The following is a 14,861-nucleotide window of genomic DNA, read 5'->3' as shown; positions in this document are numbered from 1 at the left end:
CTCTTTTCACCTAGAGGGATGGGAATTTCGCCCATCATCGAACTATCAGTTGTCAGCAGGGTATATATCCTGCTGCTGTTCCTCCCCCGTTTTCACGGTTTTGGATCAAACGAATCGCAGCCATCTCGTCGTATTGACTGCCGCTGCATCCTTGAGTGGTCTTTTCGCTTGCGCCTGAATGCGTTGCAACACCTCTGGTTTCTTCTTCAAGAAGTCTTTGATATCCTGTGTCCCTTTTGCGGTGTTGCAGGGTTCACAGGCCAGACACAGGTTGGATATGCGGTTGGTTCCTCCCCTGGCTCGTGGGTGAATATGCTCAATCTGAAGGGGAATATCTTTCTTGCTGCAATATGAGCAGGTTCGGTCCCATATCTCCAAAAGATATTCTCTGGTTTCATAGCCAGCCAGCGTTCCTTGTTGATATTCCACACCACTCACCTCTGGATTCTCCATCTGCTGGAGATCAAATTTGACCAACTCCATGCTGATGGCCGTGATGGGGCCATACCGGGAAAGGCGATTTACCCAGGTCAGCACATTGGCGATTCTGCTTTCCAAGGATGGGGGTAGCCAGCCCTGTTTGCGTTTTCGGTTCGACCAACGAGACTTTCGATAGCGCGTTTTTCGTTGGCGTCTGGATCTACGAATGGCTCGACGATCATCGAGTGCTGCCTTCACCGCCTGCCCACGATGCGTGAGTTCAGCGGCAAAGACCACTTCGCCAGAAGCATCGTTGACAATCGCAATACCAGTGGTACGAGAACCAGGATCAAGCTTGATGCGCAAGGGGTTGACCTCTGGCTGTTCCACGACACGTTTCAGGATGAGCGTAAATGGGTACATTCTGTATACCAACGCCTTGCCCTGTTTCAAGAGCAGGCGGGCGCGGGCCGGATGGACCGGGTTCAAAGGTTGATAAAAACTATCGATCACGAATACTTTGCTCAAGTTGAGCCTCCTATTGCTAGGGTGTGTTTTTGTGTGCCTCATCAATGTTCGTGGAAGGTTTCTCGTCAGCCGCACGTCCTTAACCCTGTAGGGATGTTTAACGACTGACCGTAGAGGGCTGGGCTGGCATGCACCCTGCCGTACCTATTTCTTCCCGAACGGAGCTCACGAACGAGCTAAGACTGGTCAGGTGTGGGCTTACCGAGGCAAGCCCCCGCATTCATGCGTGGGGTTCCTGACTGAATGGAACTCCTTGCTCCCAGAAATAGTAGCCCTTGACAAAGTGAGGGCTCCTCCGTTAATATAGAGAAGTAACCTGAGGTATCCTCCGTTACTATAGGGAGGTGATCTCATTTTATCACACTCACTCTTGATCTTACCAGTAGAAGGAGAACTTTCTTATGCGTGTTTTCGTCACAGGAGCAACAGGTTTCATTGGTACTGCCGTCGTCCGCGAACTCATCGGTGCCGGTCATCAGGTCGTCGGTCTTACCCGCTCAGACAATGGTGCTGCGATACTGAAGGAAGCTGGGGCCGAGGTGCACCACGGTGCCCTTGACGACCTCGACAGCCTGCGCAGCGGTGCCGCCGCTGCCGACGGCGTCATTCACCTGGCGTTTCAGCACGACCGCTTGGACTTTGCGACCGCCGGGCAAATGGATCTGCGCGCTGTCGAGACGATGGGGGCGGCACTTGAGGGCACAGGCAAGCCGTTCGTGATCACCGCTCACTTACACGGGGAGGCATCGGAGAACGCGGCGTTCGCACTGGCTGGAGTGCGATCATCGGTCGTCACGCTCTCACCGTCCGTGCACGACAAGGGCGACAAGGGCTTCGTGCCGATGCTGATCAACATCGCCCGCACGAAGGGCGTCTCTGCCTACATCGGCGACGGGTCCAACCGCTGGCCTGCCGTCCATCGCCTCGATGCGGCACGCCTGTTCCGCCTGACACTGGAAGCCGCCCCGGCGGGATCACGGCTTTACGGGATCGGCGACGAGGGTGTGCCATTCCGCAACATCGCCAGCGTCATCGGTCGCCACCTGAACCTGCCGGTGGTCAGCATATCCCATGAAGAGGCAGACGCCCACTTCGGCTTTCTCGGTGCCTTGGCGGCGTCCGACCTCTCGGCGAGACTCGACACCCAGAAGTCGAGTGCACAGACGCGGGAACTCTTGGGATGGCGGCCTGTACACCCCGCACTGATCCAAGACATCGAAGAGCACTACTTCAACAACTGATACCGATTAAGAACCGATAGCAAAAATATTTATCTCGTCAGGGAGGTTTGACGCTCTGGTTTTGCCAGGGCTGCAAGTTTGGTAGCTGTGGCGGGCGAAGAGGGAGTAAAGGTGACCATCTGGAGCGGAGGGGCGACGGGCACGATGAGAGTGGTGCTTGAGAGCAAGAGCTGACCAACCAGGGGATGATTGAGTTCTTTCTCTTGATAGAAATCACAGGCTGCCTGTACATCGTGTTGCGCCCACAGCGTACGGAATTCAGGGCTTTCCCGCTGGATGTTGGTCAGGAATTGTTCAAACCAGGCATCACCGATATAGCGATCATAGACAGAACGAAAATGCATGACGGCATGCCGGGCCGCCTGCTCCCAATCCACATACAACTGGCGCGACGCGGGCTGGACGAACAACTGCCAGATGCGATTGCGCTCTCGTCCAGTGAGCAGAGAGACATCGCCAAACACATGGGATGCACTTTGATTCCAGGCCACGACATTGCAACGCTGATCAATCAGATAGGCCGGATTTGTACCCAGCGCATCGAGCATGGCCTGCAGACCGGGAGGGAGCACGGCAATTTCAAATTGCTCATCTGGGATGGGCACCATACCGAGCGCCAGAACAAAGAGATGACGGCGCTCTTCGCCATTCAACAGAAAGGTTTCCGCAAGCCGCTCAATCACCTGATCAGAGACCGTAATATCCCGACCCTGTTCAAGCCAGGTATACCAGGAGACGCCAACCCCTGCCAGTTGTGCCACTTCATCGCGTCTGAGTCCTGGCGTCCGTCTGCGGCCAAACGATGGCAATCCAAACTGCTCTGGATGCAGGCGCGCCCGTCGTATCTTCAAAAAATTCGCCAGCTCGGCTCGTCTTTTCGTATCATTCTTTCTCATCTTGCTCATACTCTCTCTCCTGGCAGATAACCTGTTACTGCTACACCTATGTTAACTACACTCCTGGTTCCAATAATTCCCTGGCGCTATACTCTCACTCATAGAGAGAAGACACAAACACGAGGACAGCTTCTCTTTTTGCATGAAAGGAAATAACATTCTATGTCAAAAGTCTGGTTTATCACAGGGAGCTCACGCGGACTGGGACGCAATCTCGCGGAGGCGGTACTGGCGCATGGCGATCGTCTGGTTGCCACGGCACGTAATCCCCAACAACTCAGTGATCTGGTCGCGCAATACGGCGAGCAGATACGCGCCATCGCACTTGATGTCACCAATCCCGAGCAAGCGCGGAACGCGATCGCCTCAGCCGTCGCTGCCTTTGGTCGCCTGGATGTTGTGGTCAATAACGCGGGCTACGGCAATGTAGCATCTATCGAAGAGGCATCCGAGGAAGACTGGCGCGCACAGGTAGAAACAAACCTGTGGGGCGTGATCAACGTCACACGGGCCGCTCTCCCGATCCTGCGCAAGCAGCGCTCTGGACATTTTGTACAGATCTCCTCAATCGGAGGCCGCACCGGCTCGGCAGGATTAGGCCCCTATCAAACCTCGAAATGGGCAGTGGAAGGCTTCTCCGAAGTACTCTCACGTGAGATCATGCCACTTGGGATCAAAGTCACCCTTGTCGAACCGGGAAGCTTTCGCACCGACTGGGGCGGGACCTCAATGTCCTTCACAGAACCGGGCGAGGACTACCGCAGAACCCTGCAAGGTCATCTGGATTACCATCAGCAAGCTGGAAACGAACCCGGTAATCCTGCGAAGGCCGCACAGGCCATCATCACTATTGTAAATGAGGAGAAGCCGCCGCTACGCCTGCTACTGGGAAAGGACGCTGTTCAGATCGCCCGCAGCGTTGATCAGGCCAAACTCGCTGAAACGGAACGCTGGGAAAAACTCAGTACCTCTACCAACTTCGACGACCACCAGGAAGGCAATTGGACCCATCTTGGCTTACCTGATGGAGAAGTGTAGGTGGCCGAGGTCGCTCCCCAACGCTGTGTCCCATGCCCTGGCACCATTGCTGGAGTACAAATACACCTCCGTTTTTGTTCATCGTTCCTAGTATGACCATCTCGCCCGTAGGCTCCTTCCTACCCCAACATCCGTGCCGGGGAACGTTACCGAGTCGTACGGGCAAGGGAGCATCGACCTGCGCTTACGCTCCGTGCAATGCCTACATCTTCCATCGTATGCAATTAAAGCGTTAATTTTGTTTTTACGCGGGCAGGTACGGTGAGCGGGTGGTTGAGCCTGCTTGTAGGAATTGGGCGACGTAGCGTCCGATGATGTCGGTTTCGATGTTGAGGAGCATGCCGGGCCGGGCGAGGCCGAGGTTGGTGTGCTCCCGGGTATAAGGGATGAGCGAGACGGAGAAGTGATCGCTCCAGACGTCGACGACGGTTAGGCTGGCTCCGTTGAGGCTGATGAAGCCTTTGGGGACGATGTAGGATTGTAGTTGCGGCGGCAGTTCGATGATGACGTCGAGGCCGTTGCCGTCCTGGCGGGTGTCGCGGATGGCGGCGCAGGCTTCGATGTGTCCCTGCACCATGTGACCTCCCATGCGGCCATTGGCGAGCAGGGAACGTTCTAGATTGACTTTGTCGCCCGGCTGTAAGCTTCCCAGGCGCGTGCGGCGCAAGGTTTCAGGCATGGTATCGACCTGAAACCAGTCCTCGCCCATGGCAGTGACGGTCAGGCAGATGCCGTCCACGGCTACGCTATCCTTGATGGCGACATCCTCCAGGATGCTGTGCGCCTCGATAATCAGTCCCGTTGGCTCGCTGGCTCGCAGTGTGCCGGTCTCTTCAATAATTCCTGAAAACATATACTGACCCTCTCTTGCTTCTCTATTCTCTTCACTGAATGGTTGGCTATTGCTGGCGCAATGCCTGGATGGTTCTAACGGTCTCGACGGCGGCTACGGCGAATTCGGTACCACGGGCGATGCGCTCTTCGGCCTGCTCGGGCGTTTCGGCACATTGCACACCCAGAATGATCGGTACGCCGGTGTCCAGCGCGACCCGCTGGATGCCTTGCGCGGCGGAGTCGCCTACGATCACGTCATGGCGGGTCGCACCTTTCATGACACAACCGATACAGATCAGCGCATCGTAATTCTTTGTCTGCGCCATCGCCTGCGCTACAACGGGAAGTTCATAGGAACCGGGCGCATAGACAACATTGATGTCCTCCTGCGCGACTCCCAGATGGAGCAGTTCTTCCTGGGCCAGTTTATATAAAGCGCCGGTAATATGCCAGTTCCAACGGGCAACGATCAGGCCGATCCGCAGGCCGGTCCCATCCAGATCGGGTTCGGGCCGGGTCATAACTTGTATTTGTGTTTGCATCTTCTTCTTACTCTCCTCTCCTATCTGCCGCGCCGTGAAGCGGAGTCTCCACGGCGCGCTGTACTCTGATATTGCTATTGCTCGCTCGCTTAAAGGATCGCGTTTTCGGAGGCTTCGCCGCTGGCTGGCTGGGATGGTTCCATGAGATGTCCCATGCGTTGCTGCTTGGTCTGGAGATAGCGGATGTTGTTGGTGTTGGGCTGGATCTCCAGCGGGACGCGTTCGACGCGCAAGCCAGCGGCGGTGAGGGCCTGGATCTTCTTGGGACTGTTGGTGAGCAGGCGCACCTGATTGATGTGCAGGTCGCGCAGAATTTCGATGGCAACGTTATAGTCACGAGCGTCGATGGGATAACCGAGCTTTTCGTTGGCTTCAATGGTGTCATAGCCTTGATCCTGCAAGGCATAAGCCTGCAACTTGGCGGCCAGTCCGATGCCGCGTCCCTCCTGCGGCAGATAGATCAGGACACCGCGTCCCTCGCTGGCGATCGCATCCAGAGAGGCGTGGAGTTGCGCCTGACAATCACAGCGCTGGGAACCAAAGATATCCCCGGTCGCGCAGGCGGAATGCAGGCGCACCAGCGGCGGGCGTGTCTGATCCTCAAGATCGCCCAGGGTGAGCGCGACATATTGAGATTGCGTTTCGATCTCCTGATAGGCACGGGCTTCGAAGCGTGCATCGTGCAGTGGCAGACTGGTCTGCGCCACCAGGCTGACCTGATGCTCCTGATGGTAGCGGGCAATCGCCTCAACCGTGACGATCCCGATACCCCACTCTGTAGCAAGATCATAGAGGGATTGTCCACGCGCAGCCTCGCCGGTGGCGTCGAGAACTTCACAGATCACCGCGCCTGGCGTCAGGCCAGCGAAATGCATCAGATCCACCGACGCCTCGGTATGACCACGGCGCTCTAACGTACCACCGGCGCGGGCACGCAGCGGGAAGACATGACCGGGACGCGCCAGATCATCCGGTTGGGTCGTGGGATCAACCAGGGTGCGTACAGTCTGAGCACGATCATGGGCCGAAATGCCCGTCGTCGTATTGCGGATCGCATCCACTGATATGGTAAAGCCAGTCCCCTGCAACGGCTCCCCACGCCCACGCATCAGCGGCAAACGCAGCCGATCCAGCAACTCGCCCGCCAGCGCCACACAGATCAAACCACAGGCGGCATGCAAAATAAAATTGATCGATTCCGCAGTCACAAATTGAGCGGCCATACATAAATCCGCCTCATTCTCACGATTCTCATCATCACTGATCAAAACCAGCTTACCAGCCTGAATATCCCGCACCGCCTCCGCCACTGAAAGATACTGAAAGGTTGAAGTATCAATATGTTGCATAGATCGTGCTCCTTAGCTGCCCTCTCATCCGATCCGCAGTATCCTGTTCCAGAAATGATGCGTTCCGTGAAGAGCGAAAAGAAAATGACGTAAAAGGATAGATATACGATAGTATAGAATATAAATGACTTAAGTATAGGAAACATCACCTTCAATCAGGACATCCGCTCCCAGGATCTGGATCGATTGCTCTTGCAACTGCCAGGCTTTAGACATTTGTGTTAGGCCATGGCCCGCGACGGGTGATGGAGCCTGTGCGCCACCGACGCCTTTGGGTGCGATAAAGGCCGCGACATGATCGACACACTGCTGGTCAAAGGCACTGCCCAGGATCTCAGAACCACCTTCGATCAAAATATGCATATATCCTTCCTGAGCCAGGAAAGCCAGGGCGGCGCGCAGATCCAATCTGCCCTGCTCATCCACCACGACCGTATGTACCCTCGCGCCGGAAGCTTCCAGGCTGTGCCGTTGCTCGGCAGGACAGGTCTCGCCCACGATGATCCAGGTGCCAGCGGCGAGCGGTGCTTGCAGTAAGGCGAGCGCGGGCGGCAATTGTCCATGCGTCGCCAGCACGACCCGCAAGGGACCGGAACGCGGCGCACGCTCAATCCGATCCTCGCCCTCGACCGACAGGCGCACCGTCAGTTGGGGATCATCGTAGCGAGCGGTGCCAGCGCCGATCAGGATCGCATCGACGCGGTCGCGTAACTCATGGACCCAGGCGCGGGCGGGTGGACCGCTAATCCAGACGGAATCATTGGTTGAGGTTGCAAGCTTGCCATCCAACGTCATCGCCCACTTGGCCGTCACATAGGGCCGCTGCTGCGTAATCAGGGTCGCAAATGGCCGCAACTGGCGCGCCGCCTCGGCATCATTCAGCAGCGTCACCTCGATACCGGCGGCCTCCAGCAAAGCCATCCCACGACCCGCCACCAGCGGATTAGCATCCAGCGTCCCGATCACCACGCGGCGCACCCCGGAGGCAATGATCTTCTCAGTACAGGGAGGGGTATGGACATGGATACAGCATGGCTCAAGCGTGGCATAGAGGGTCGCACCCACAGCCGAACCGGCCGCATTCAGGGCCACAACCTCGGCATGTGGACCAAAGGGAGGCGCGGTTGCCCCCTGTCCCAGCAATCGGCCAGCCTGATCCAGTAAGACAGCACCAACGGCTGGCCGGGGACTGGTGCGGCCCTCCACCGCAGCGGCCAGACGCAACGCCAACCGCATAGCCTCAGAATCATCCACCGGACAACATCCTTTCTGCGCGAGCGCGTGGGCAAACAGAGGAACAAGCAGACGGCTTCGAGCGCAGGAAAGCGGAGGGTGTGATGTGAAGATGAGAACCATCAAAGCAAGCCAGAGGGGAGACAACAGAAGGAATCCGAATCCTATAAAGAGGCGCATGTAGATACGAAACAGCACATCCTATCACCCGCCTCACACAGCAGAGCAAGATATACTGTGACGCCATAGACGCCAGATTACAGCCTCGTAGAGCTAAACACGCCGAGCGTCAAAGCGCAGCATAAGTAGCTAATCTGTCTTCTCCCATCCGGACTATACCGTCGGCCCTGGAACTCCCCCAGGTCCACCTATACCGGCCTCAAGCGAGACACATGTACAAGGTCGCGGGCTCTACCGCCGATCGGGAATTGGGAACATCGCAACATTCCCTCACCCTGCCCCGAAGACATCTATTCAATTTTTTAATCCTACCTAAAGGGTAAGATAAAAACGGGACTTTGTCAACCCATAAGTAGATGGGATCTTTCCCTCTTTTCCTCTTGCGAGGTTTGTCTTTCTTCCTTATCATTAAGGCAAGATATGTTTTGGTGCTTCGTGAAAGCCGCTATGTATCCATGGAGAGAACATCACAGAGGTCATTCAGGTAAGCACTTCAAGCACATAGTCATCGGAGAAAGGGTCAGGATCAAGTGAAATGCCAGAAATAAGACCGTCATTTAACGGTGAAACACCGAATGAGACCGCAACTGATTTCATGCAAGAACCTCAAGGATTGAATCTACTGGATCATAACGCAGTAAGAGCAGTAAGCGATAGAATAGGAGCGACTGAGCGTGATTATACGAAGGAGTATTACGGTATCAAACCTTCGTCTAATCCGGAAGTGGCGGCCCAAAGACGATCAGATTGGATGAGAGCATCTGATCAAATAACAGGTACAAACAGGTCTAACTACCCACGTGACATCATACCGGATAATAGTCAATCCTATACCAGGGAAGAGGCTTGGAAGTTGGAAATAGAAGGCATAAAAGCAGCTCTGAAGGAAAAAAGCCATGACGCAACCGCGGTTGATCCATTGGATAATGCTGGTCGTCAAGCTCTGCAGCCGACTGGTGAGACTAACAGAAACTGGCAAGAGAAAGAAAAAACTAGTATAAGAGCGAAGCTAATTAATATGTTCCTCAAAGGCGATAACTAATAGTACGAGCACGGGAAAGCGCACCTCGGTTGCGACCTCGGCACGCACCTACATTTCTCCAGCGAGATTTTCGTTATTGGAGTTTATTCTCCTGCTTCTGCTGCTTGTTTTAAATAGTTATTTCGGATGATAAGAAATTTTTTCATGTATCGTGTGAGGAATAGCGTTTCGGCCAGTCTTCCCAGAGGTCCGAGGGGGGCCTGGAAGGCGAAGATGTCGATCATCAATGTTCCTGTCGGTTGCGAGATAAATTCATGATCATGCTTTATGGATTGAAAAATACCTTTGACCATTTCATCCGTAAAATGGCGGGGCCGTTCGTACGCCGTGATCTTTGAGGTCAGGTGTTGCCGCACGCCAAAATGTTTGGCCTCCCAGGTCACGGTATCACCCAGTTTCATGAGGCCAGACGTTACTCCTGCTATGGGACGCTCCTGGGTCTGCGCGGTCGATTGACTGTGGGCATCGACATCGAGAGAAAGATCAAAACAGCGTTCTGCCGGAGCAGCAATAAAAGTCTCTAAGCGAATCATTGGCATTTATTCTTCTCTGCTTTCTGCTCAATACAGATGATCTTTTTGTTCACAAACAACAATAATGGCTGTATGCAGTATAGCAGATATTATGGGCTATTTCCCTCTCAATTAGCAACACAAAGACGAGGAGTACCCCTCGCTTGATAGCGCATGCCAATACATAGGCATTCTTAGATATATTGTTATGTAACCTTCAATGGGGGTAGCATGGATATATCGAGTGGGCCATAAATACTAAGGTGATACTATCGTAAGCTCTTGTGCGATACAGTAATATGTAACGCTCATGAGTATTTTCTACGAATGGCATATAAGTATTTTTGGCGCTTTACATTTATTAATTTAAATATGCATATGGAGGCATGAATGCCTGAACCACCTGGTCAAAATAATTTCCGTTCACCCTATCCATCGGGTCAGTTATCGCAACGTCCATCGGGTCAGTTGCCGCCGCAGCCTGCCCAGGCTGTTTATGGGCCGCAACCGGTAGGAGTGAACAATCCTGGTACAGGTGTAGGAAACACTATAAATCGACCCTCTGGCACACTCCAGCAAGGAATGCCATCACCATATATGACAAGGCCGTTATCAGGTGGTGCACCACAATCTCCTGCCGGGAATAATGGGTTTGCGTCGGGCATGAATTATCCACCGCAGACGCCGAATATTTTTCCCGGCCCGAACACGGGCAAGTCCTCAGCAACCGCTACTCGTAACAAAAAGAGGAGATTGATTCATCGAGTCCGCAGTAGATATCAGCGGCTCTCGATGCCCGGCAAGGTGATTTCGATTGTACTGGTCATAGCGATCCTGCTCCCCTCCTTCTTTGGCCTGTTTGAAGTCGTCAATGGCATCATTCTTTACAATCAGGTCAGAAGTGGCCTGAATCATATCCAGGCGCTCCAGACGATTTTCAGCGGCGGCCCCAGCGGGGATTACTCCAAATATTTTGATGCCGCTAAACTTCAGCGGGCGCAAATCGAGATCAACGGGGCTCACAATGATTTTACCACGCTGAGCGATGAACTCGATCACGATGGCTCGCTTGGCCTTGTCGGCTCACTCCTTCCCAACCAGATCAACTCCGCCCGTGCGCTGGGGCATATCGCAGTCGATGCAACCCTCATCGGGCAAAAGTTGATCCCGACCGCGCTCAAGCTCTCGCCCTCGTTGGTGCCCACCCTGCGCGCTGCGTCCGCAGATAAAGACACCGCCCATCCCAAGCCCTACCTCACCCAGGCAGCATTTACGGCCCTCAACCAGGACCTCAATGACCTCATGCCGGTGTTTCAGGATATGAGTAATCGCTCGCAAGGCGTCTCGATTGATAGCTTGCCGCTCAGCGCCAGCCAGCACAAAATGATTACGTCGATCTTACCGCTCCTCCCGACTGTCTATACCCTCCTGGCGCAGGGACCGGGCGTACGCGATGCCTTTGGCTGGCTGCTCGGTGTCGATCAGCAACGCACCTTTCTGCTAGAACCGATGGATAGCGCCGAACTGCGCTCCACCGGCGGCTTCACCGGCCAATTTGGTGAACTCACCTTCAACGGCGGCCATATGGCCAAGCTCCAAATGAAGAACATCGGTGCCTACGAAGAAGACCACACATGGCTTCCAGGAGGTTCTGGACCAATTGACCCGATATTGTACCAAAAAGTCACCCAGCAAAGCGCTCCATCACCGTATAATGCCTGGTGGCCGGTTGCCAATTTTGGGGTGCGCGATGCCACCGTCTCGGCAGATTTTCCGACCACCGCTAAAATCATCATGCAGTATTATAACGGTGAGTTCGGCACACCACTGAGCGGCGTAATTCTCTTTACGCCCACCTTGATCAAACAAATTTTACATGTCACCGGCCCCATCACAATCCCTGTCTATAACGAAACCATCACCGAGCAAAATCTGGAAGCCAAATTGCATTATTATCAACTAGATAATAATGGCATCTATCGTGAGCAAACAATTGAGCATATCAAGGATGCTGAGCTTGCCCGCAAAGCCTTTACACAACACGTTACGCAAACGCTGATGTCAACCGCGATGCATCTCCCTCTCGCGCAATTAGCCCCGATGGGCGCTCAAATGTTGCAAGCCATGAAGACTAAGGATCTTCAGGTATATGTGGCGAATCAACAACTTGAAGACCTGATTGCGAAATATGGCTCAACAGCATCGATGGATACCTCAACTACGCACGATGGCCTCTATGTTGTACAGGAAAATCTGAGTGCCAGCAAAGCCTCTCAGTATGTCACCACCTCCATTAAGGATACAGTGACGCTGGATCAACAAAATAACGCCACCCACTCTTTGACGATGGTGTTGGATTATCAGAAAAAAGGCGATGTCTACGGCATTAAAACCTATCACGATTACGTGCGGATATATGTGCCCCAAAACAGTACACTGGCCACTGGAAATGGTTTCTCCTTGCTGGGTCAGGGTGCAGTCTGTGGATTACCAACAGAAGGTTATCCGGCCTGCCAGCAAGATGTCTACAACAATGGTTCACTTGTATGCAATTCCTCAAACATCACAATTGATGATCCAACAGGATACTTATCCGGTTTAGGAGATAGAGGTGCCCATCTCGATCCAATTGGCCCACCACCTAACCAGAACAGCGACGAACTGAACCGAGCAATGTATGGAGGCTGGGTAACTATTCCACCCGATTGCAAGATGACAGTCACGCTTTCATGGACCGTACCAGCCATGAGTCAAAACGGGTACAGCCTGATGTTCCAACCCCAGGCCAGCGTCAACCCACAGGTGGATCTCACCGTAAAATCCCCCACCTGTAGCTCCGACGCCCACTACACCGGCACCATGAACGGGCAGGACACCATGTTCAATCTCAAACATCAGGGAACAAGTTGTTCCTTACAACATCATTAAAGAGGAACCATGCTCCTCTAAGCTCGACTTTGTACATTTTTGAAAACGTGAGCTCGAAAATGCGTCGCAATCGTCCTTTTCCTCAGGCTCAAAAGCCTAAAAATGTACAAAGTCGAGCTTAGAATGTGTTTGATTCCCATGCTCTTCGCCATCCTGGCGCATGCGTTTTCGCACCAATGCTGCTCAAACAGATTTTTATTATGTGATGTAGAAAAGGTTCTTCGAACCTTTTCTACATCACATAATAAAAAGTGCGCAGGCGCGCACGCGCCTGCCAGCAAGTGAGCAGCAAGATCCCGCTGGTACGGGGAGGCTGACAAGCAAATTGGATAGTTACTCATCCATATATACTGATTTTTGTAAATAAGTAGTCCTGGCGTGATGAGTGCTTTATAATAAGGAACGTCGACTAAATATATATACTGGTCGTTACACAGATACACACAGAGATCGTTATGGAGCTGTACCATGCAAAAAAGTGTTGCAGTGCGCAAAAAGAGGTCGACCCTCTCCTCCTTATTTTTATTTACTTGTATTTTTCTTTTAAGTGGATGTTCTTTATTTTCATCTAATCTCTCTTCCACTGGTAGTTCTTCTAATAGTGGTGGTGGTAATGGGAGCGATGCGACAGGAGCCGTCGTAAAGCCAACCCCGACCCCAGATCCTGTGAAGGTTAAAGCACAACTCTTACTCAAGAAGATGAGCCAGAATGACAAGCTGGCCCAACTGATCATGGTTGAATTTCTTGGCAGCGACTATGCAGCCAGTAGTCTACAACAAATGGTGGCCCAGCAGCATGTAGGTGGCTTTTTGTATCAGGAAAGTGACGGGAATTTCCAGTGGCCGAATAACACAATCGCTGGCCTGCAGGCCTTTTCCGCGCAAGCCACGACGGATGATCCTACAGCCCCACTGATCGCCATTGATCAGGAAGGCGGAACGGTCAGTAAAACATCAGCATTTTTTGGACCAACGCCCTCCGCGGAGGATCTCACGCTCTCAGGGAGTCCGACGACGGCCTACAATCAGGCGCAGACAGATGCTTCGCAACTCAAACAACTGGGCATTAATACAAACTTAGCCCCGGTTGTCGATGTTGGTCCTGACACAACCATCTTTGGATCACGTTTCTTCAGTGCTGATCCCAACACGGTCGCGACCTATGCAGGCTCCTTTATCAAAGGATCACAGGACGGTGGGATACCTGGAACCCTGAAACATTTTCCTGGCCTTGGATCTTCTGACGGGGTAGATCCTCACGTTGGCTTGCCAAATGTTGCCAAAAGCCTGGCTGATTTGCAGGCAGTCGATTTTCTCCCCTATAAAAAAATCATTCAACAGGACAATCCAGCGATGGTTATGACCACAGATGTATCATCGCAAGCGCTGGACCCTGGTGTAGCAGCCGAACTCTCACCGAAAGTGCTGCATTATTTGCGCAATACACTCAACTTCAATGGTGTCGTGATTACAGATGGACTCTATATGGAGGGCTTGTACAATGGGGTGCACCCGACTGACGACCAGTTAGCTCAAACATGCGTACAGGCAATCCAGGCCGGTAATGATATGGTCGAAGGCCCATCAACACCGGCTCAAATCAGCGCCATCCAGGCAGGCTTGAGTGCGGCTATCCAGCAAGGAACCCTCTCCCAGGCCCAGATCGACCAATCCGTCACCCGCATCTTGATGATGAAGATCAAATACGACATCATCAAATAAAACCACAAAGCTCCTACAAAGGTACTTCATAATGACAGTAGCAGCATGGAGTACCTTTTCCTACAGGCATGACAATCCTTTCATTCCTGGATCTCGATTTGCATTTCTGCCGGGCAATACCGCTTAAAGAAAGAAGGAGAATGTGGAACGCCGATGCGTCCGTAGAAGCCACCCTTCACGGGTGGTGGGCCACCATCCTCTCGCACCTGCCTCCTCTTCCGGCCTGCGCTGGCGCGTCTTCGGGCCGAGATGGGCGCTTTTCTCCACCCGTGAGAACTTATCCGAAAACGTGGAAGGAGATGATAGAATCAAGAACAAGGAAAGGAACACGAATCCCCCAAGCAAAGGAGAAACCAAGATGGCCCGAACCAAACCGTGGGAAGTCAGTGACCAATT

11 protein-coding genes, 1 pseudogene and 1 riboswitch are annotated in these 14,861 nt (G+C 53.3%); of the genes and pseudogenes, 5 read left to right on the top strand and 7 right to left on the bottom strand.

The features are described 5' to 3' along the window. Window positions 1-123: 123 nt before the first annotated feature. A pseudogene (iscB, locus tag F1593_RS25395) lies at window positions 124-948 on the bottom strand (RNA-guided endonuclease IscB); the annotation flags it as partial. A gap of 401 nt (window positions 949-1,349) precedes the next feature. Here iscB and F1593_RS25390 point away from each other — a divergent pair. Further along, entirely contained in the window at window positions 1,350-2,189 is an 840-nt protein-coding gene (locus tag F1593_RS25390) for an SDR family oxidoreductase (protein ID WP_149404358.1), read from the top strand. 29 nt (window positions 2,190-2,218) lie between these two features. Here F1593_RS25390 and F1593_RS25385 read toward each other — a convergent pair whose 3' ends face one another. Beyond that, window positions 2,219-3,094: a helix-turn-helix transcriptional regulator gene (locus tag F1593_RS25385; RefSeq protein ID WP_149404357.1), complete on the bottom strand. Its 876-nt coding sequence runs from the start codon at window positions 3,092-3,094 to the stop codon at window positions 2,219-2,221. 153 nt (window positions 3,095-3,247) lie between these two features. Between F1593_RS25385 and F1593_RS25380 the strand changes: the two genes are divergently transcribed. Then, entirely contained in the window at window positions 3,248-4,123 is an 876-nt protein-coding gene (locus F1593_RS25380; protein ID WP_149404356.1) for an oxidoreductase, read from the top strand. A gap of 244 nt (window positions 4,124-4,367) precedes the next feature. Here the strand turns inward: F1593_RS25380 and F1593_RS25375 are convergent, their stop codons facing one another. From F1593_RS25375 to ribD, 4 genes are all read right to left on the bottom strand, one after another. Further along, window positions 4,368-4,976 (bottom strand): riboflavin synthase, encoded by a 609-nt coding sequence (locus F1593_RS25375; protein WP_149404355.1) that lies wholly within the window; start codon window positions 4,974-4,976, stop codon window positions 4,368-4,370. A gap of 46 nt (window positions 4,977-5,022) precedes the next feature. After that, complete coding sequence (gene ribH / locus F1593_RS25370) at window positions 5,023-5,499, bottom strand: 6,7-dimethyl-8-ribityllumazine synthase (protein WP_149404354.1); 477 nt, start codon at window positions 5,497-5,499, stop codon at window positions 5,023-5,025. A gap of 89 nt (window positions 5,500-5,588) precedes the next feature. Continuing rightward, window positions 5,589-6,848: a GTP cyclohydrolase II gene (gene ribA / locus F1593_RS25365; protein ID WP_149404353.1), complete on the bottom strand. Its 1,260-nt coding sequence runs from the start codon at window positions 6,846-6,848 to the stop codon at window positions 5,589-5,591. 129 nt (window positions 6,849-6,977) lie between these two features. Further along, a complete protein-coding gene (gene ribD / locus F1593_RS25360; protein ID WP_172632446.1) occupies window positions 6,978-8,102 on the bottom strand; it encodes a bifunctional diaminohydroxyphosphoribosylaminopyrimidine deaminase/5-amino-6-(5-phosphoribosylamino)uracil reductase RibD in 1,125 nt (374 codons plus the stop codon). Between the two features lie 291 nt (window positions 8,103-8,393). Next, window positions 8,394-8,553: riboswitch (FMN riboswitch) on the bottom strand. Between the two features lie 243 nt (window positions 8,554-8,796). On the opposite strand from ribD, the gene F1593_RS25355 reads away from it, so the two are divergent. Then, window positions 8,797-9,303 carry a hypothetical protein gene (locus F1593_RS25355; protein ID WP_149404352.1) on the top strand — a complete coding sequence of 169 codons (507 nt, stop codon included), beginning with the start codon at window positions 8,797-8,799 and terminating at the stop codon, window positions 9,301-9,303. Between the two features lie 83 nt (window positions 9,304-9,386). Here the strand turns inward: F1593_RS25355 and F1593_RS25350 are convergent, their stop codons facing one another. Beyond that, window positions 9,387-9,842 (bottom strand): SRPBCC family protein, encoded by a 456-nt coding sequence (locus tag F1593_RS25350; RefSeq protein ID WP_149404351.1) that lies wholly within the window; start codon window positions 9,840-9,842, stop codon window positions 9,387-9,389. Between the two features lie 363 nt (window positions 9,843-10,205). Between F1593_RS25350 and F1593_RS25345 the strand changes: the two genes are divergently transcribed. Next, on the top strand, window positions 10,206-12,743 hold the full coding sequence (locus F1593_RS25345) for a DUF4012 domain-containing protein (RefSeq protein ID WP_149404350.1): 2,538 nt from the start codon (window positions 10,206-10,208) through the stop codon (window positions 12,741-12,743). 468 nt (window positions 12,744-13,211) lie between these two features. Next, window positions 13,212-14,465 (top strand): glycoside hydrolase family 3 N-terminal domain-containing protein, encoded by a 1,254-nt coding sequence (locus F1593_RS25340; protein ID WP_149404349.1) that lies wholly within the window; start codon window positions 13,212-13,214, stop codon window positions 14,463-14,465. The last annotated feature ends 396 nt before the right edge of the window (window positions 14,466-14,861 follow it).

The sequence above is a fragment of the Dictyobacter arantiisoli genome (genome assembly GCF_008326305.1).
GTDB classification, from domain to species: domain Bacteria; phylum Chloroflexota; class Ktedonobacteria; order Ktedonobacterales; family Ktedonobacteraceae; genus Dictyobacter; species Dictyobacter arantiisoli.
This window is presented reverse-complemented; position numbering and strand designations above follow the sequence as displayed.